An 18,690-nucleotide genomic window follows, 5' to 3' on the forward strand; every position below is an offset into this window, starting at 1 on the left:
TTGAATCAATAGCGATACGCTATTGACTGTGAACCTCGAACAGTTGAAGGCGTTCGTCGAGGTGGCGCAGGTCGGCAACTTCACCCGGGCCGCTGAGCGCCTGCACCTGGCGCAGCCGTCGCTGAGCCGCCAGATCACGACGCTCGAACAGGACCTCGGCGCCGAACTGTTCCACCGGGCGCGCTCGGGCAGCACCCTCACCGTGGCGGGCGAGTCCCTGCTGCCGCTGGCGCGTCGCATGCTCGCCGACGCGGACTCGGTCCGTCGCGAGCTCGACGAGCTCGCGGGCCTGCGGCGCGGGCGCGTGCGCCTCGGGGCGACGCCGACGCTGTGCGTCAGCCTCGTCGCCGAGGTGTTCGCCGCGTTCCACGCCGCGCACCCGGGCATCGAGCTGCATCTCTCTGAGAACGGCTCGCGCCGGCTGCTCGAAGAGCTCGGCGCCGGCGAGCTCGACCTCGCCCTGGTCACGACGTCGCGCGGCGACGCCGCCGACCGCTTCATCGTCGCGCCTCTGCTGGTCGAGGAGCTCGTGCTGATCTCGGCGGCCGGCGCCCCGCCCGTCACCGACCGCGACACGCTCCCGCTCGCAGCGGTGGCGGGTCTCCCCCAGATCGTGTTCAGCGCGACCTATGACCTGCGCGCGACCACCGACGCGGCCTTCGACAACGCCGGGATCACCCCGAACGTGGTCGTCGAAGGGGCCGAGATGGATGCCGTCCTGCGCTTCGTCGAGCGGGGGCTCGGCGTCGCGATCGTGCCGGCCATGGTGCTCGTCGAGCGCCCCGGGCTGCGTTCGGTGCGGCTGCGCGAGCCGACGCTCACCCGCACGATCAGCATCGCCCGGCCGGCCGACATCGCCCCGACCTCGGCCGTGCGGGTGCTGCAGCGCACCATCGCGCGGACGGCCGCGGACCTCGCGGCGGCGGCCTCCGCGACGATGAGGCTCGCGGATGTCGATCCCGGCGCCGCCCGATCGTCATCGCGTTGAGGCACCGCCGGAGAGATACTCGGGACGGGACGCACCACGGAGGACACCATGGCTCGTACGACCGGACCGCTCGACATCCGCTTCACCGCCACGCTCGGCAAGGTGCGTGAAGGCGACACCTGGACCTGCGTGCAGCTGCCGGACTCGGCGGCGATCTTCAGCACCCGCGGACTCGTGAAGGTCGCCGGCACCGTCGACGGGCAGCCGTTCGAGGGCGCGTTCATGGCCCTGGGCGACGGCACCCACAAGCTGCCGATCGCCTCCGCGATCCGCCGGGCCATCGGCAAGACCGACGGGGACGACGTCGACATCCACCTCACCGAGCGGCGGTCCTGACGGAGCGGTCGCGCCCGGCGCGACCGCATCCTCCCCCACGTCGGCGAGAAGATCTCGCGATCCTGTCGAAACGGCGGGCGCCCGTTCGTAACGAGGGTGACAGCGGGACCGGAACGGCCCCGGAGGATGCGAACGCACACGCGAGGGAGCACCATCATGAGCACCACCTTCACCGTCAACTTCTTCTGCACGCTGGACGGGTACGGGATGGCCCGCGGCTGGCCGGGCTACTGGGGCAAAGAGGGCCCCGAGCTGCTCGCGGACCTCGAGCGCACCTACGCGCAGGAGCAGGTGCTGGTGTACGGGGCGACCACGTTCCGCGAGTTCCGCCGGTTCATCCGCGAGTACGACGAGCCGTACTACGGCAGCCTCGACGCGGCGCCGAAGATCGTCTTCTCCCGCACGCTGCAGGAGCCGCTGGGCTGGCAGAACTCGACCGTCATCCGAGAGGACGCCGTGTCGGCCATCGAGCGGCTGAAGCGCACGACCGACGTGCCGATGCGCTCCCACGGCAGCATCACGCTGAATCGCGCTCTGCTCGCGGCCGGCCTCGTCGACCGCCTCGAGGTCACGATCTTCCCCGCTGTGACCGGCCGCGCGGGAGGGTCGGCGCTCTTGCACGACGCGGCCGAGCTCGACCTGGAGCTCCTGGAGTCCACGGTTCTCGACGGCCGCACGCAGAAGCTCGTCTACGCCCCGAAGCTGCACGGCGAGATCCCCGAGGGTGTCGGGCCGCAGCGACGGAACGCCGGCTGAGGGCTGTCGGGCAGCCGACAGGGACGGAAGGATATGGGCATGCAGTACCTCGTCAACGTCATCGACAGCCGCAGCAACTCCGGCACTGCCGAAGAGATGATCGCGATCGATGCCTTCAACGACAAGCTCCGGGCAGGCGGCAACTGGGTGTTCGCCGCCGGCCTCGCCGACCCGGGCGCCTCGACCGTGGTGGACGGCCGTGGCGACGAGCCGGTGTTCACCGATGGCCCGTTCCTCGAGGCCAAGGAGTGGGCCGCGGGCTTCTGGATCATCGACGCCCCCGACCTCGACGCGGCGCTGGCCCTCATGAGCGAGGGGTCGAAGGCCTGCAACCGCCGGCTCGAGGTGCGTCCGCTCCTGTGGGAGTGACGACGGCGTACGAGGCCCTCGCCCGCGCCCAGCGAGACGACTGGGCACGGGTGGTGGCGACGGTCGCCAAGCGGTTCGGCAGCCTCGAGGTGGCGGAGGATGCTGCGGCCGAAGCGTTCGCGACGGCAGCCGAGCGGTGGCCGGACGACGGCATCCCGCCGTCCCCGGGAGCGTGGCTGACGACCACCGCCACTCGCAAGGCGATCGACCATCTCCGGCGCGAGAGCAGCCGGGACGCACGGCACCGGGAGGCGCTGCTCGTGTACGACACCGGACCCGAGCCGGTCGGCATCATCGACGACGACCGGCTCCGGCTGTTCTTCGTGTGCTGCCATCCGGCGCTGTCGATGGAGGCGCGCGTGGCACTGACCCTGCGGATGGTGGGCGGATTGACCGTGCCCGAGATCGCCCGCGCGTTCCTCGTGCAGGACACCACGATGGGCGCGCGCATCACCCGTGCGAAGGCGAAGATCTCGGCCGCCGGCATCCCCTTCCGCGTCCCCGATGCCGCGGACCTGCCCCGGAGGGTGGCCGGGGTGCTGACGGTCCTGTTCCTGATCTTCAACGAGGGGTACCTCGCCTCCGGCGCCGAGACGGCGCCCGTGCGCGAGGACCTCACCGGCGAGGCCATCCGGCTCGCACGGCTGGTGCACCGGCTGCTGCCCGACGACGGCGAGACCACCGGGCTGCTCGCCCTCATGCTGCTGATCGACGCCCGCCGCGCGGCCCGCGTGGCGCAGGGCGGCGAACTCGTCCCGCTCGGCGAGCAGGATCGTCGGCGATGGGATGCCGCACAGATCGCCGAGGGTCATGCCCTGGTGCGCGAGCGGCTGGCATCCGGCCAGGCGCCCGGCCGCTATCAGCTGATGGCGGCGATCAACGCCGTGCACACCGACGGCGACCGGCCGGACTGGACGCAGGTCGTCGCCCTTTACGACCAGCTCTCGCGCATCGACGGCTCACCGCTGGTGCTACTGGACCGGGCGATCGCGGTCGGGCAGTGCGACGGACCCGACCTGGGGCTTTCGCTGATCGACGAGCTGGAGCAGGCGCTCGGCGGGTATCACGCCTTCCACGCGGCACGTGCCGACTTGCTGCGACAGGCCGGGCGGGCGTCCGAATCGCGCCGCGCGTACGACACCGCCATCGCCCTGGCCGAGAACACGGCCGAAGTCGCGTTCCTCACGCAGCGACGCGACGCACTGCCTGTCTGAGGCCGTCTGCCGCCCGGGTCAGTTGATGATCTCGCCGCGCTCGTCGGCCGCCAGCTCGGCCAGGCGGTCCCGCCATTGCTGCAACGCCTCCGGCGTCAGCCGCGTCCAGTCGAGGACCTCTCCGACGATCCGCAGCGGCTCGGTGCTCCGGAACGAGCGCGTCGGATTGCCCGGGAACTTCTTGTCGGTCACGTTCGGGTCGTCCTCGAACGACCCCGTCGGCTCCACGATGTAGACCCGCGGCTCACCGTCGCCGGCCGCGAGTTCGGCGGCCAGCCCGGCGCCGTCGCGGAGGGCGGTGAAGTAGATGTGGTTCATCACGACCTCGGGCCGGTAGTTCGAGCGGAACCCCGCGGTCAGGAGGTCGCCCTCGTGCAGATCGGCCTTCGTGCCGTGGAAGAACGGCCCCTCGTCCAGCGGTTGCGTCACGCCGACAGCCTACGGTCGGCGTCCGCCTCACGCAGCGCCGTCCGCTCGGGGATCAGACCCCCGTGGACGAGATAGGCCGCTCCGAGGAGGGGCGCCCGGCCGTCCAGCGGCGAGGCCAGCACGTTCACCTCCGCGGCATGCGGCAACGGCGCGTGCCGCCGCACACTCGCACGGACGATGTCGATGTAGTCCGCCGCGACGTTGACGAACCCACCGGCGACCACGGCCACTTCGAGGTCGAGGAGCGCCGCGGTGCTGGCGATGCCTTCGCCGACCGCAGACGCGGACCGATGAACGGCAGCGCGGGCGACGGCGTCGCCGGCGGAGTACGACACGGCGAGCTCCTCTCCGCTGCGGCCCGCCCACCCCTGCGAGCGAGCCCACTCGACCGTCGACGGACCGGAAGCGAGCGCCTCCAGCGTCCCGTCGAGCACATCGTCGCCCGGCACGCGCAGACGTATCTGGCCCACGTGTCCCGCGTTGCCGGTGCGGCCGGTGACGACGCCACCGTCCAGCAGCAGTCCCCCGCCGACGCCCGTCGACACCACCATCGCCAGCGCGTTGCGCGCTCCCTGCGCCGCCCCCAGCCAGTGCTCCGCCATCATCAGGCACGCCCCGTCGAGCGCGAGCCGCACCGGCACCCCCGGCACCACGCGCCGAAGGGCGCCCACCACATCGAGGTGCGCACCACCGGGCAGATTGAGCGGCGAAGTGGTGCCGGCGATCGCGTCCACCGGCCCGGCGGATCCTGCGCCGACGCCGGTGATCACCGCGGCCGGCGTGCTGCCGACGGCTGCCGCGGCGGCCTCGCGGATCGCGGCGAGCAGCTCTTCGCGCGTCGCCGCACGACCCGTGCCGCGACGGTGCCGCGACCCGTCGAGGAACGCACCCGTCGCGTCGACGAGGGCCGCCTCGACCTTCGTGCCCCCGATGTCGACAGCCAGTGCGACCTGAGACATGTGCTGCGGACCCCTCATCCCACGAGCCGGGCGTCGACGCGCTGTTCGTCGACGTCGGCACCCTCTCGCTGGACGCGGTGCACGGCGGCACCGTCGATCTCGGTCAGGAACTCGACGGGGTCCGCACCTGCGTACAGGACGGCCGTGCCCTCTTCGAGGCCGAAACCGCTGGGCAGGGCACCCGAGGCGACTGCCCGCTGCAGAGCCGGTCGGCGATCGGGCTGCGAGTCGTAGTGGACACCGAGCGCGTACGGCACCAGAGCAAGCCCGTCGTCGATGACGGAGACGGGGCCGAAGGTCGACGTCGGCCCGCCGACGTGCCAGCAGAGCGCACCCGCAGACGTGCCGGCGAGGAGGATCCCCGACTCCCACGCCTCGCGCATCACCTCGTCGAGCCCGTGCGTGCGCCACACGGCCAGCAGATTCGCGGCGCTGCCGCCGCCCACCCAGACCAGATCGCTGCCGAGCACGGCCTCGCGCAGGTCCGGTTGATTGCGCCCGAAGAGCCGGACATGGACGGCATCCACTCTCGCCCGCGCCGCGGCGGCGAGCTCGCGCCCCTCGTCGACGCGCTGGTCGCCCGAGGCCGTGTTGACGAACGCCACGCGGATGCGGCGCCCGCTGACGCCGGTCAGTTCGAGCGCATGGCGCTGCAGCGGGCTGAATTCGACATCTCCCCAGCGGGCGGCGCTCCAGCCGCCGCACGTGGCCAGGATCCGCCGCTCGGTCATGACGGCCGCACCGCGTCGGCGTTCCAGGCACGCACCGAGAGGCCCTCGACCGACGCTCCGCCCGCGTCGAAGGCCACGCGCCGCGACGCGCCGGCGGCGAGACCGAACGCGTTGTCGTCGAGTACGCGCCCGACGTCGTGCGGAAAGCCGTCGATGAGCACGAGCGGCGCCGGATGAGGGCCGACGTTGCTCACCACGAGCTCGTCGCCCTCGATCCGCGCGGCGAGCCGCGTGCGCGGCAGGTCCCGCAGCGGGGAGACGCCGTCAGCGTACGGCGCAAGCAGCTCCGCGACCGGCCGGTCGGCGAGACTGTCGAGCGGCAGCGCCTCGAGCTCCCGTGCCGCGGCGCTGTTCGGGCGGTGGTTGAACGGGTACCAGGCCGACGAGACGAAGGTTCCGTCGGCCGCGGTCAGCTCCACCGACAGCACGAGGGGATCAAGACGCACGCCCGCGAGTCCGACGGCGAGCTCGAAGGCGTCCACCCGGCCGTCGGCGCCGATGTCGACCCGCTCCGCGCGCGTCGCGACCACCTGCAGGTCGCCGTCGTACAGCCGGACCTCCAGCCGCAGACCGTGCGCCTCGGCGGGGGTGTCATTGGACACATGGATGCCGGCACGGAAGGTGTCGCCGGCCGCCCAGTCGAGCCGGTCGTACACCGCGTAGGCGGACACCGGGGCCCCGAACTGCTTCGCGCGGTAGTACGAGAGCTTCGGCACCCCGTAGTAGTCGATGACCGCCCACGACGCACCGGGGAACGCCTCGCCGACCTTATAGAACCAGTACGCCGACGTCTCGGTGCCGCTGTGGGCGCGGATGCGTTCGGACGCGAACCGCAGCGCGTCGCCCTGCGCCAACTGCGAGTACTCGATGAAGGTCGGCCAGTCCCGGATCGGCCCGTAGTGCGCGTACCGCGCCTGCTTGAACAGGTCGAAGAGCGAGAATTGCGCCTGGTGCTGCAGGATCGCGCCGTGCTCGGGCGGCGGCGGCCACTGCTCGAGCAGCGCCCCGTCGAGGAACCGGTGCATGCTCGTGAGATCGCACTGACTTGACAGGCCGTACTCGCCGAAGACGGGCGGCACGTGATCGCGATACGCCTCGACCGGCATCCCCTCGTGGTACACGCCGTAGAAATGCTCGCTCCCGCCCCACGGGTCGGTCCGGTGGAACGGCCGCGAGGGGTCGTACTGCGACACGCGGCGCCCGATCACCGTGAGCAGGTCGTCCGAGGTGATGGTGGCGGGCTGCTCGTTGCCGCCGCCCCACATCACGAGCGAGGGGTGGTTGCGCAGCCGGCGCACGATGCGTCCGGCCTGCTCATCGATCGTCGCGAGGTCGGCGCCGGTGGAGTCGAGCCCGAACGTGAGAGGGAACTCCTGCAGCACGAGGATGCCGCGCCGATCGCACTCCTCGTAGAACTCGTCGCTCTCGACCGTGCCGCCGCCCCACGCGCGCAGCATCTGCAGGTTCGCGCGCACGACCAGGTCGAGGATGTGCCGGTCCACGTCGAACTCCCGCCGGGCCATGGGGTCGGTCCAGCACCAGTTCGCGCCCTTGAGGAACAGCTCGCGGCCGTTGACGACGAACCGCCAGTCGTACGTGTCGGCACCGCTTCGCCCGGCGAGCGCGCGCATGTGGACCGTGCGGATGCCGAACGCGGTGTCGACGGACTGCCCGGCGCCCGAGATCTCGACGGAGTACAGCGGCTGTTCGCCGTAGCCGAACGGCCACCACGGCTGCGGCGAGGGGATGTCGAGCTCGACCTCATGGCGTGTGAACGGCGCGCGAGCCGCCACCTCGACATCCACGTCGGCCACGACGACACCCGCAGGATCGCGCACGACGACACGCAGCGGCAGATCGCCGTCGCCCTCGTCGTGGCGCACGACGTCCCATTGCACGCCGACACAGGCTGCGGCATCCGTCAGCTCGCGCGTGGTCACGAACGGATCGGCCAGCTCGATCCCGGGGACGGTCTCCAGACGCACGCCGCGCCAGATCCCGATCGAGATGAGGTGCCCGTAGTGCCAGCCCCAGCCGGGCGACGGCTTCATCACGCCGTGCCAGTCCCGCGGCGGCGGGTCGATGCGCACCACGACCTCGTTCTCGGCGTCGATGCGCACGAGCGCTGTCACGTCGACCTCGGGTCCGCCGTACATGCCGGTGTGCCGCGCGACCGGCTGGCCGTTGAGGTACACCGAGGCCGCGTAGTCGATGCCGTCGAACGCGAGACGGATGCCACGCCCGGCCCAGTGCGCCGGCACGGTGAACCTGCGGGCGTACCACCACTCCTGCTGCTCGATCCGCGTGCGGCGGAAGAACCACGGCCACTCGGAGGGCGCGCCGTGCTCGACGAGCTCGGCGTGCGTCGCGTCGTCGAGCAGCGGGTCGGCGATCGCCCCGGCCGCGACGAGGGCGCCCTGTACGGTGCCGGGGACGGTCGCCGCGACCCAGGTGGAGCGATCGGTGCCTTCGCGGTGCCAGCCGACGGGCTCGCGTCGTGCCGCTTCCGAGCGGTCGCCCGCCCACCGGTCGATCGAGAACTCGCGGCCGGGATCGGCGCCGGCGAGTAGCCACTCTCCGTCGAGCGACAGCGTCTCTCGTGGCGCATCCGTCACCGGCGACGGGCCGCTCCCTCCGTCGCGGGACGCGGCGCGGGCGCGACGGGGCGGGACGGCGGCGTGGACGTCAGTGAAGCGGTCGCCGAAGAGGGGCGAGTCGAGCCAGCGCCGCCGTTCGACATCGTCGAGTGACGAGGCCACGCGCTACTTCACCGCACCCGCGTACAGGCCGCTGACGAAGTAGCGCTGAGCGAAGATGAAGATCAACAGGATCGGCAGGCTCATGATGAGCACGGCCGCCATGATGTTGCCCCAATCGGCGAGGTACTGCGCCTTGAAGTACAGCACGCCCGTCGTCAGCGTGCGCTTGCCGGGGTCGGTGAGGAACAGCTGCGGGACGAGATAGTCGTTCCAGACCCCGACTCCCTGGAGCACCCAGAACGTCGCGATCGCCGGACGGGCCAGCGGCAGGAAGATCTTCCAGAACAGCTGGAAGTAGCCGGCGCCGTCGATGGTGGCCGCCTCGACGATCTCTTTCGGCACCTGGCGCATGAACGCGGCCATCAGGAAGACGCCGAACGGGATCGCCCCGGCGATGTAGATGAGGATGACACCGGCGTAGTTGTTGATGAGACCGAGGTCGCGCACGACGCGGAACTGCGGCACGAGGGCGAGCTGCATGGGCAGGAAGATGCCCGCCGCGATGAGCAGGTAGACACCGGAGCCGATGCGCGTGGCCGCACGGACGATGGCGTACGACGCGAGGGCGGCGACGATCGTCGCGATCGTCATGCTCACCACGGTCAGCAGGATCGAGTTGGCGAACAGGTTGGTGAAGTCGGCCTCGACCCACGACGTGACGAAGTTGTCGAACGTCGGCTGCTGCGGCAGGCCGGTCGGGTTGGTCAGCACCTCGAGGTTCGGCTTGAACGCCGTGATGACGATGATGACGATCGGGTAGATCATCAGGATGCTGAGCACGATCAGCAGCAGGTTGACCGGCACCCGCCGCGCCACCCGAAGCACGTTGCGGCTGGTCATCGGTCATCCTCCGCGATCTTGTTGTTCAGCTTGTTCTGCACGGCGGCGATCGCGATCAGCACGATCAGCACGAGCACCGCCATCGCCGACGCGTAGCCGAAGTTGTTGTTGACGAGCCCCTCCTGGAAGACCTGCGTCATATAGAGCTGCGTGGAGTTGCCCGGCCCGCCCTTCGTCATGAGGTAGACGGTGTCGAACGCGCGCAGCGCGCCGTTGATCGCCAGCACCAGTACGAGGCCGATCGACGGGATCATGAGCGGCAGGGTGATGTAGCGCAGCGTCTTCCACCCGCGGGCGCCGTCGACGCGAGCGGCTTCGAGGATCTCGGACGGGATGGTGCTGAGCCCGGCGAGGAAGATCACGATGTTGAAGCCGAGGCCGCTCCACAGGTCGACGAGGATGACGCTGTACAGCGCCAGGTCGTAGCTGCCGAGCCAGTCCTGTGCCAGGGCGCCCAGCCCGATGTTGCGAAGGATCGTGTTGAACGTCCCCGACGTGGGGTCGTACATGAAGCTCCACGTGAAGACGATCGCGACCGGGCTGATCACCATGGGTGCGAAGAAGATCGCGCGGTAGATGTTGCCGAGCATCAGCTGGCGGTGCAGCAGCACGGCGATGAGGAACGCCAGGACCGTCTGCACCACGATCTTGAAGAAGGCATAGATCGCGGTGTTGCCGACGGCCTCCATCAGCACCGGGTCGCCCGAGAAGATCCGCACGAAGTTGTCGAGGCCGACGAACTCCCAGGGCTGATTGAAGCCCCGCGCGTCGGTGAAGCTCGCCACCACGACCTGGATCATGGGGTAGACCGTGAACAGCAGGTAGAGGATCAGCGCCGGAGAGACGGCGATCCAGAACTTGCCGGCCGAGCTGCGGTCGGTCCAGAGCCGGCGCTTCAGCGAGCGCGTGGTGCCGGGATCGTCGACCGCGAGTACGCGAACGTCGTCTACGCGTGTGCTCATGTTCGATTCCGTTCGTCTGCGGGCCACCGCGTCATGGCATCGTCCTATCGTCCTCGACCGGGGTTGTGTAGCGATACTACACGATCAGGTCTGTAAGGACGAATCGCGGCGCTTCCAGGCGCCGATGTAGCGGAGGTAGCCCACTCCCAGCCACGTCAGACGCTAGTTTCGCTACTTGACCACCGCCGCGGACCGTGCGGGCAGCGTGATTCTGGAGGCGGGCGCGGATGCCGCGGCACCGTCAGGACGGTGCACGTCGACCGCTTCGGTGAGCCCCGTGACGGCGACCGTGCAGGCCTCCTCGGCGTAGTTCGCGACGACGAGGCACGGCGTGCCGGCCGCGTCGCGCCAGACCGCGGTGCGGAGGTCTCCGTCGCCGTCCACGACCCGCGCATCGATGCCGTCCCCCGCGGTCAGGCTCCCGCTCCAGAGCCACTGCGCGAGCTCGGTGCGCAGCGCGTCCGTCGCGGTGCCGTAGGCGACGGTCGCGGGCATGTCGCCCGGTCGTCCCTTGAAGTTGAACGGCTCGAAGCTCAGGGCGTAGCCGTACAGCAGACTCTGGTTCACCATGTTGCGATCATCGGACCCGATGAGGGCGGTGACGATGCGGGCATCGGGGCGCAGCATCCTTCCCAGCGGCACATGGGTCGCCGAGAAGCTGCGGAAGTACGACACGTCGTAGTGCTCGAACTGCTCGTCGTAGGCGCCTTCGGCGGCGATGACGAACTCGTCGGCTCCCTCGCCGATCGCCCGGCGGAGGTCTTCGACGAACTGGCCGTCCCACAGGAACGAGCTCGCTCCCGGCTCATGCCCGTGGTCTTCGGCGAAGCACATCAGCGACCGCCCGTGGTACAGCGACTCGTCGGCGAGCACGCCGTCCGCCCCCCACGACTGCAGCTCGGCGACCTCGCGAGCGAAGCGGTCGCGCACGGCTTCGACCCCGAAGCACAGCGGCACGTACCACGGCGTGCTGATTCCGTACCGCTTGCGCGACGAGTGGTACACGGGCCCGGGCTGCGCGTACGGCTGACCGTTCGGATCGCGGGCGACGGATGCCTCGAACTCGGCCCAGTACGGGCCGGGCTTCTCGACCCACACGTACTTGACGTAGAGCACGGTCTTGACGTCGAGCTCCCGGGCGCGCTCCAGCGCCCGGCGCAGTCCCGCGAGCCCGCCGAGCTTCTCGGACGGGCGATGCACGGGGACGAGGCCGTCCTGACCCCCCTCGTTCCAGCCCGTGATCTGGATGGCGCCGATACCGGTCGCGGCGCACTCCTCGATGATGTCGACGAGCGCGTCGAAGTCGTATCTCGGCTCACCCTCGGTCGACATGAGCTGCACCTGCAGCCACGACCGCGGTTCGGCGAGCCACGCGGCACGCGAGCGCCGGGTCGGCCCCTGCGTGGCACGGTAGACGTCGGTGCCGGCGGTCCACTCGCCGCGGTAGGGCGCCACCCGCATCGCCGGCAGTTCGCCCTCCTGCGCGGCCGGCGTCGGGAAGTGGATGGCCTCGAAGGTCACGGTGGCATCCGGCGCCGTCGTGCGGGAGAGGCTGTCGAGGTATCCCGGCTCGAGCGAGGTGCGCCACCCGATGAACTCCAGGGTGGGTGCCGCCGGGAGCACTGTCAGGCCGGCCTCGTCACCGGCCAGCACCACGAACGGCGAGGTGGGATTCGCGATGACCTCGGGCCGCAGGTTGCCGCTCGCGTGATCGGGGAAGGTGGTGCCCCAGTACGGGGAGTTGTTGTCGAACACCGGCAGCAGCCGCACGCGCGTGCCGGTCGAGTAGTCCACGCCGCGGTACTCGAGCGCGCCGTGCGCGGGGCTGATCCCGCGGATCGCGGGGAAGCGGACGGCCTCGACGTCGGCATCCAGGATGGCGAAGCGCAGCGTCAGCTCGAGCGCTCCGTTTTCGACGGCGGCGCGCACCTCGATGCGACCGCCCAAGCGCTCCCCCGTGGACGTCGTGAGCCCATCCCACGTCAGCTGTGCGGTCCGTCCGTCCGGCGATACCGTGCTCGCGCTGAGCGTCTGGCCGGCCGTCTCGACGACCACCGTGCGGTCGCCGTGGCGAGGCACCTCGAACACGAACAGCGACCCGCCCGCAGGGGATCGCAGCCACGGCCCGACCCCCTCCTGCGACACGGCGACGATGCCGCCCGTGTCGGCGTCGAACGCGACCGAGATCCGGTCGTCGGCAATGGTGATCGAGCGGGGCATGCGGCGGTCCTCTTCGGTGCGGGAACGCGCACGCCCCGCCGGAAGACGACCTCCGGCGGGGCGAGCGTGAGTCGTCCTACTTGTTGTTGGCGATGTACTGGTCGAGCGCGAGGTCGAGGTCGGCGAGGACCTGCTCCGTCGTCTTCTGCCCGCTGATGACGTTCTGCAGGCCGACGAGCAGGGCGTCCTGGATGCTGGGGTCCGTCGGCGAGAACGCGGCGATGAACTGCTTGCCCTCCCACGACTGCTGCATGTCGGGGAACAGCGGGTCGACGTCCTCGCCGATCTGCACGGTGGTCGTGGTCGGGAAGAGCTTCACCTTGCCCAGGAAGTCCGCGTAGACGTCGTCCTGCATGAAGAAGTCCAGGAACTTCTGCGATGCCGCGAGCTTCGCGTCTCCGTTGTTCGGGTTGACGCCGAAACGCACCTGGTACGTGCCCCAGATCGCATCCGTGGGCCCGTCGGTCGTCGGGAAGTTCATGTAACCGACGTCGAGGCCCGCGTCGCGGGCATCCGACAGGATCCAGGTCGCGGGGAACATCGCGGACTGCCCGGCGAGGAAGGCGGACTGCGCGGCCGTCTGGCTCGTGCCGACCGGGTTGGGCATGTAGTACGGAGTGAGCTCGTGGACGATGTCGAGCGACTCCTTCCACGGCTTGCTGTCCGAGAACGTGGCCTCGCCCGCGGCCATCTCGGCGCCGAGCTCCTCGTTCGCGCCGTGCTCGGCGAGCGGGTAGTACACGATGAACTGCGGCCACCAGTTGTCCTGCGCGCTCATCGCGAACGGGATCGTGCCCGAGTCGGACAGTTTCTGAGCGTCCTCGAGGAGCTCGCTGTAGGTGGTGGGCTCTTCGGTGATGCCGGCCTTCTCGAACAGCGCCTTGTTGTAGATGATGCCGTTGCCCGAGAGCGAGATGGGCAGGTTGTAGGTGCCGCCCTCGCGCTGGCTGTCTTCTGCGGCCTCGGGGGTGAGCTTCTTCAGGTAGCTCTCGCCGCCGTCGGACAGGTCCGCGGCGAAGCCGTCGGCCACGAAGCTCTCGATGTTGCCCAGGTCGAAGCCGTAGACGTCGGGGCCCGCGCCGCCCGACAGGCGCGTCTTGAGGATGTTGTCGTAGTCGTTCGTGTTGAAGAACTCCGCGTTCACCGAGATGTCGGGGTTCTCTTCCTCGAACGCGGCGATGACGTCTTCGTACGCCGTCTGCGTGTCACCACCGTCGCCCCACATCATGAAGCTGATCTCGGTCGTGCCGTCGCCGGCGCCGCCCGAGCATGCCGACAGCGCGCCGATCGTGACGATCGCGGCCCCGGCGGCTGCCGTGCCCTTGAGCCACTTCTTCATGGCCTCTCCTATCTCCGTCGATGGTCACGGAGGTGCGCCGTGACTCGGGAATGTGATGCTGTAGCGATACTACACAGATTCCCTCGAAATACCACTCGCATGTCGACTTCTGGACCGCTTTTCCGCCGATCTCGCTAGTGCGACTACTTTTTCCGCCGTCGACACCGGTACATTCGACCGGGTGACCTCCTCATTCGAGCCTCCCGCCCTGGGCCGGCGCCTCACGATCAACACCGTCGTCCGCCGCCATCAGATCGAGGCCACCCGCACCCGCTCGCTGTGGGACGACGAGTCCGAGCTGCACTCGGCGCAGCTGGTGGAACGATTCTCCCGCGCCGTGCGCGAGGCGATCCCCGGCGCGCGTCTCACCTGGGCCCTGTCGTGGGGCGCTCTGACCGACGAGTCGCCGCGCTACCGCGACATCCGGCGCCTGCTCGCCGAGATCGTGCGCGAGACCGGCGACGACGTGACCTTCGTGCCGGGAGGCTTCTTCGCCAACCTCTACGGCACCCGCGACGAAGTGGCCGCCGACATCTCCGACGCAGTGGAGCGGGTCGCCGACGAGATGGGCGTGTCGCCGCGGTCGCTGGTGGCCGGATTCCTGTCGGCCGACAACATCGCACGCGCGCGCGAGCAGGGCATCCGCACGGTGCAGGGCAACATCTGGAGCCAGTTCGACATCGACCTGCAGGACGGCGACGGCTCGCTCGCGTACCCCTACTACCCCTCACGGCACCACTTCCTCGTGCCCGGGCGGCGCGAGGACCGAGTGGATGCCGTGCAGCTGGACGGCTGGACGGTCGACCTCGTGGCGGCCCGGAGCGCCGGCATGTCGTCGGACTACAACTCACGCCTCGGTCTCGGCCCGATCGAGACCCTGCACCGCCTTCCGCGCGCGGACGCACTGCGCGAGCTGAAGGCGACTAGCGCCGCGCACCTGAACGACCGCAACGTCGAGCGCAACGGTCTGGGGTGGCTGACGGTCAACTACGAGATCAGCGAGGTCGCCCGCGGCCTTGAGACGGACGCCGGGATGCTGGATGCCTGGGCCGGGTGGCTCCGATGGCTCGCGGCAGAGTGGGCCGACCTCGAGGTGCCCACCATCGGCGAGTTCGGCGAGCAGTGGCGCGGCATCCACGCCGACAACGAAGACCTCGCCTATCTGCTGCAGCAGGAGGGCAGCGGCGTCCAGGCCTCGCGCGCGGGCGAGACGGTGACGTGGTTCATGACGACCGACTTCCGGCTGGGCGTCGTCGAGGCGGAGGGGCGGGCGGAGGTGTTCGACTTCACCGCGTATAGCGCCGGGGCGCGCGAGCCCGTCGAACTCGGCGATCGCCGATGGAGCCTCCTGGGCGAGATCAATCAGAAGCGCACCCGGCCGCAGGACGAGCCGGTGCCTCTCGGCCGGTTCCTCACCGCACACTCGGACGTCGACGCGTCCCTCGCGGAGCGGTACAGCGCGGCGCCCGAACTCGCGCGTCTGCGAGGCCTCGCATGATCGCTCTCGTCGCACTCACCGTCGAGCACCGAGCGGACGCGGTCGGCATCGATGTGACGCCACGCTTCGGATGGAACGTCGTGAGCGACGTCGTCGGCACGACCCAGAGGTCCTGGCGCCTCACCGTCACCGGCGTCGCGGGGGAGATCTGGACGGCGGAGGCCGAGGACGAGCGCTGCGTCGACATCGAGTACGCCGGCCCGGCGTTGGAGTCGCTGCGCCGCTACCGCTGGAGCGTCGAGGTCGAGACGACGGCGGGGCCGGCGACGGGCGCAGGCACCTTCGTCACCGGCGTGCTCGACGGCGACTGGCACGGCGCCGCCTGGATCGGCGCGCCCGCCCCTACCGCCGCCGCACCGTTGCTGCGGACGGCGTTCACGGTCGAAGAGGCGGTCACCGAGGCGTATCTCGTCGTCGGCGCCGGAGGCTACGCTCACGTGGAGCTCGACGGCGTCGCGACAGGGCCCGGCGTGCTGACGCCCGGCTTCACCGACTACGACGTGACCGCGCAGTACACCGTCGTCGACGTCACCGAGCGGCTGACGCCGGGGCCCCACGCCCTCGGACTCGAGCTCGGCCGCGGCTTCTTCGGCATGCGGGGCCGGAACACCTGGAACTGGGAGACGGCGCCCTGGCACGCCGACCCCTGCGCCCGGGTCGTGCTGGTCATGCGCACCGGGGAGGGCGTGCGCACCGTCGTCAGCGCCGCCGACTGGCGCATCGCCGACGGCCCGACGACGTTCGATGACCTGTACGCCGGTGAAGACCACGACGCGCGCCTGGCGCAACCGGGATGGAGCAGCCCCGGGTTCGACGACGGCGGGTGGACGGGCGCCGTCGCCGTCACCGGACCGCGTGGCACCGCCGTGGCGCAGCGGCAGCCGCCGATCGAGATCTCCGCGGTGCTGGAGCCGGTCGCCGTGACCGAGCTCGACGCCGGTCGCTGGGTGGTCTCGTTCGAGCGCGTCATCGCCGGCTGGGTCGAGATCGACGCGGACGGCGAAGCCGGGGACGTCGTCGAGCTGCGCTTCGGCGAGACTCTCCGCGACGACGGCACGCCGAACTGCGTCGACGAGAAGGGGTACTTCGACGGCCGCTTCCAGACCGATACGCTGACGCTCGCCGGCGACCCGGTGACGTGGCATCCCCGGTTCACGTGGCACGGGTTCCAGCACGTCGAGGTGCGCGCGGCGCGGCTGCCCGGCATCCGTGCGCATGTCGTCCACACCCGCGCACCTCGCACCGGCGCGTTCTCGTCGTCGTCGCGACTGCTCGACACCGTCCACGAGCTGACGGTGCGCACGGTGCTCAACAACCTGCACGGCATCCCGACCGACACCCCCAAGTACGAGAAGAACGGCTGGACCGGCGACGGGATGCTGGGCGCGAGGCTCATGCTGCAGAACTTCGACACGCACGAGCTGCTGGCGAAGTGGTCCGCCGACATCGCCGCCTCGCGGCACGGCGCGGGCGCACCGGAGGTCATCGCCCCGCACGGCGGCTGGTTGATGGACTGGTCGCCGGCGCCGACGTGGCACTCTGCGCTGCTGCTCGTGCCGTGGGAGCTGTACCTGCAGCGGCGTGATGAGCGCGTGCTGCGCGACATCTGGCCCGACGCCCGCGACTACCTGCGTTTCGAGCTCGCCCGCACGGTCGACGGCATCGCCGACACGACGCTGGGCGACTGGGTGAGTCCCGAGACCGATCCCGGCGGCGGCAACGCCCCCGAAGACCGGCGCGTCGCTGCGACCGCGTTCGTCATCGCGATGTGCGACGCGGCTGCCGCCATGGCGGGCGTGCTGGGCGAACCGGTGAGGGAGTGGACGGATGCCGCGGCCCGCGGCCGCGCCGCGTTCGTGGAGCGGTTCTGGCACGAGGCGTCGGCCGAGGTGCGCGGCGAGCTCGACGAGGGCTACCGCCAGGCGCACACCGTGCTGGCACTGGCGTTCGACGTGCTGCCGGAGGCGGCGCGTCAGTCCGCCGCGGATCGCCTGGCGCGAGACGTCGCCGAGCGGGGCGACCACCTGAGCACCGGCGCGCTGGCGACGAAGTACCTGCTGCCGGTGCTCACCGAGTGGGGCCACGCCGACCGTGCTGCGGCCGTGGCGCTGCAGACGACGTTCCCGAGCTGGGGGTACTGGGTCCAGCAGGGCGCGACGTCGCTGTGGGAGCACTGGAAGCCCGAGTCGCGCTCGCGTGGGCACTACTTCCTCGGGACGATCGATGACTGGCTGTTCTCGCATGTCGCGGGGATCCAGCCGACGGCGCCGGGTTGGCGGCGGGCGCGCATCGCGCCGCGCGTCACGGGGCACGGGATCGAGCGGGCCGCGGCATCCGTCGTGACTCCTTACGGAGAGCTCGCAACGGCCTGGCGCCTCGACGGGGACGAGGTCGTGCTCGCCTGCCGCGTGCCGGTCGGGGTCACCGCGGACGTCGACCTGCCGGGCGTGCGCACGACGCTCGGCTCAGGCGCGCACGAGGTGCGGTCGCCGGCTCACCAGGCCGAGTAGCCGCCGTCGACCAGCACGATCGAGCCGGTCATGTACGACGCGGCGTCCGAGGCGAGGAACGCGACGAGCGACGCGATCTCTTCGGGGCGGCCCAGGCGCGCCATCGGCGTGCGGCGTACCCAGTCGTCCCACCAGTCGGACGGCACGCCGTCCTTGGTGAGTTCGGTGCCCACGTAGCCGGGGGCGACGGCGTTGACGCGGATGTTCTGCTCGGCGAACTCGATCGCCAGCGACTTCACGGCCAGGTGCACGGCGCCCTTCGACGCGTTGTACGCGGCCTGACGCTGCGGCGCGTTCGCCAGCTCGCCCGACATCGAGCCGATCGCGACGATCGAGCCGCCGCGCGACCCCATGTGCCGCGCGGCCTCGCGGGCGCACCAGAACGTGCCGGTCGCGTTGACCGCGAGCACGCGGTCCCATGTCTCGCGCTCGAGCTCGAGCGACGGCTGGTGATTGGCGATCCCCGCCGAGGTGACCAGGATGTCGACGGCGCCGTGGCGCTCGGCGATGCCGGCGAACGTCTGCTCGACCGAGGCGGCGTCGGTGACGTCGAGGTGGGCGTATTCGACGCGACCGCTGGGGAAGGATGCCGCAGCCGCCGCGCCCGCATCGTCGAGGAGGTCTGCGATCACGACGTGGGCGCCGAACTCCTCCAGGGCGGTGACGACAGCGAGTCCGATGCCTCGCGATCCCCCGGTCACGACGGCGATCCTGCCGGTCAGATCGAGCAGTTCTCGGTACATCGAGGATCCTTCCGCGGGGCGTGCGCTATGGTTTGTA

16 protein-coding genes are annotated in these 18,690 nt (G+C 70.5%); 7 read left to right on the forward strand and 9 right to left on the reverse strand.

From position 1 onward, the window contains the following. The first annotated feature begins 22 nt into the window (after positions 1–22). From FB391_RS18480 to FB391_RS18500, 5 genes are all read left to right on the forward strand, one after another. A complete protein-coding gene (locus FB391_RS18480) occupies positions 23–988 on the forward strand; it encodes a LysR family transcriptional regulator (RefSeq protein ID WP_141896611.1) in 966 nt (321 codons plus the stop codon). Positions 989–1,036: 48 nt separating this feature from the next. Continuing rightward, positions 1,037–1,324, forward strand: a complete 288-nt coding sequence (locus tag FB391_RS18485; RefSeq protein WP_141896613.1) for a DUF1905 domain-containing protein — start codon at positions 1,037–1,039, stop codon at positions 1,322–1,324. Between the two features lie 156 nt (positions 1,325–1,480). Then, positions 1,481–2,080, forward strand: coding sequence for a dihydrofolate reductase family protein (locus FB391_RS18490; RefSeq protein ID WP_141896615.1), 600 nt, complete (start codon positions 1,481–1,483; stop codon positions 2,078–2,080). A gap of 39 nt (positions 2,081–2,119) precedes the next feature. Next, complete coding sequence (locus FB391_RS18495) at positions 2,120–2,449, forward strand: YciI family protein (RefSeq protein WP_141896617.1); 330 nt, start codon at positions 2,120–2,122, stop codon at positions 2,447–2,449. Beyond that, positions 2,446–3,663 (forward strand): RNA polymerase sigma factor, encoded by a 1,218-nt coding sequence (locus FB391_RS18500; protein WP_141896619.1) that lies wholly within the window; start codon positions 2,446–2,448, stop codon positions 3,661–3,663. The genes FB391_RS18495 and FB391_RS18500 overlap by 4 nt, the downstream gene beginning before the upstream one ends. Positions 3,664–3,681: 18 nt before the next feature. On the opposite strand, the gene arr is transcribed toward FB391_RS18500, so the two are convergent. The 8 genes from arr to FB391_RS18540 form a co-directional block, all read right to left on the reverse strand. Next, positions 3,682–4,092 carry an NAD(+)--rifampin ADP-ribosyltransferase gene (gene arr / locus FB391_RS18505; RefSeq protein WP_141896621.1) on the reverse strand — a complete coding sequence of 137 codons (411 nt, stop codon included), beginning with the start codon at positions 4,090–4,092 and terminating at the stop codon, positions 3,682–3,684. Then, a complete protein-coding gene (locus FB391_RS18510; RefSeq protein ID WP_141896622.1) occupies positions 4,089–5,051 on the reverse strand; it encodes an ROK family protein in 963 nt (320 codons plus the stop codon). The genes arr and FB391_RS18510 overlap by 4 nt, the downstream gene beginning before the upstream one ends. A gap of 14 nt (positions 5,052–5,065) precedes the next feature. Further along, positions 5,066–5,782: a Type 1 glutamine amidotransferase-like domain-containing protein gene (locus FB391_RS18515; protein WP_141896624.1), complete on the reverse strand. Its 717-nt coding sequence runs from the start codon at positions 5,780–5,782 to the stop codon at positions 5,066–5,068. Further along, positions 5,779–8,541: a beta-mannosidase gene (locus FB391_RS18520; protein ID WP_141896626.1), complete on the reverse strand. Its 2,763-nt coding sequence runs from the start codon at positions 8,539–8,541 to the stop codon at positions 5,779–5,781. The genes FB391_RS18515 and FB391_RS18520 overlap by 4 nt, the downstream gene beginning before the upstream one ends. 3 nt (positions 8,542–8,544) lie before the next feature. Next, positions 8,545–9,381 carry a carbohydrate ABC transporter permease gene (locus tag FB391_RS18525; protein WP_141896628.1) on the reverse strand — a complete coding sequence of 279 codons (837 nt, stop codon included), beginning with the start codon at positions 9,379–9,381 and terminating at the stop codon, positions 8,545–8,547. Next, positions 9,378–10,343, reverse strand: coding sequence for a carbohydrate ABC transporter permease (locus FB391_RS18530; protein WP_141896629.1), 966 nt, complete (start codon positions 10,341–10,343; stop codon positions 9,378–9,380). Before FB391_RS18530 ends, FB391_RS18525 begins: the two co-directional genes overlap by 4 nt. A gap of 171 nt (positions 10,344–10,514) precedes the next feature. Further along, positions 10,515–12,563 (reverse strand): DUF6259 domain-containing protein, encoded by a 2,049-nt coding sequence (locus FB391_RS18535; protein WP_141896631.1) that lies wholly within the window; start codon positions 12,561–12,563, stop codon positions 10,515–10,517. 76 nt (positions 12,564–12,639) lie between these two features. Continuing rightward, positions 12,640–13,902, reverse strand: a complete 1,263-nt coding sequence (locus FB391_RS18540) for an ABC transporter substrate-binding protein (RefSeq protein WP_141896633.1) — start codon at positions 13,900–13,902, stop codon at positions 12,640–12,642. A 181-nt stretch (positions 13,903–14,083) separates the two neighbouring features. Between FB391_RS18540 and FB391_RS18545 the strand changes: the two genes are divergently transcribed. Both FB391_RS18545 and FB391_RS18550 read left to right on the forward strand, forming a co-directional pair. Next, positions 14,084–15,400: a DUF3863 domain-containing protein gene (locus FB391_RS18545; RefSeq protein ID WP_141896635.1), complete on the forward strand. Its 1,317-nt coding sequence runs from the start codon at positions 14,084–14,086 to the stop codon at positions 15,398–15,400. Continuing rightward, entirely contained in the window at positions 15,397–17,910 is a 2,514-nt protein-coding gene (locus FB391_RS18550) for a family 78 glycoside hydrolase catalytic domain (RefSeq protein WP_185843165.1), read from the forward strand. The genes FB391_RS18545 and FB391_RS18550 overlap by 4 nt, the downstream gene beginning before the upstream one ends. On the opposite strand, the gene FB391_RS18555 is transcribed toward FB391_RS18550, so the two are convergent. Next, the gene (locus tag FB391_RS18555) at positions 17,895–18,653 is read right to left on the reverse strand and encodes an SDR family NAD(P)-dependent oxidoreductase (protein WP_141896639.1); all 759 of its coding nucleotides are present in this window, start codon (positions 18,651–18,653) and stop codon (positions 17,895–17,897) included. The genes FB391_RS18550 and FB391_RS18555 overlap by 16 nt on opposite strands. Between the last annotated feature and the right edge of the window lie 37 nt (positions 18,654–18,690).

This window comes from Microbacterium kyungheense, from assembly GCF_006783905.1.
GTDB classification, from domain to species: Bacteria; Actinomycetota; Actinomycetes; order Actinomycetales; family Microbacteriaceae; genus Microbacterium; species Microbacterium kyungheense.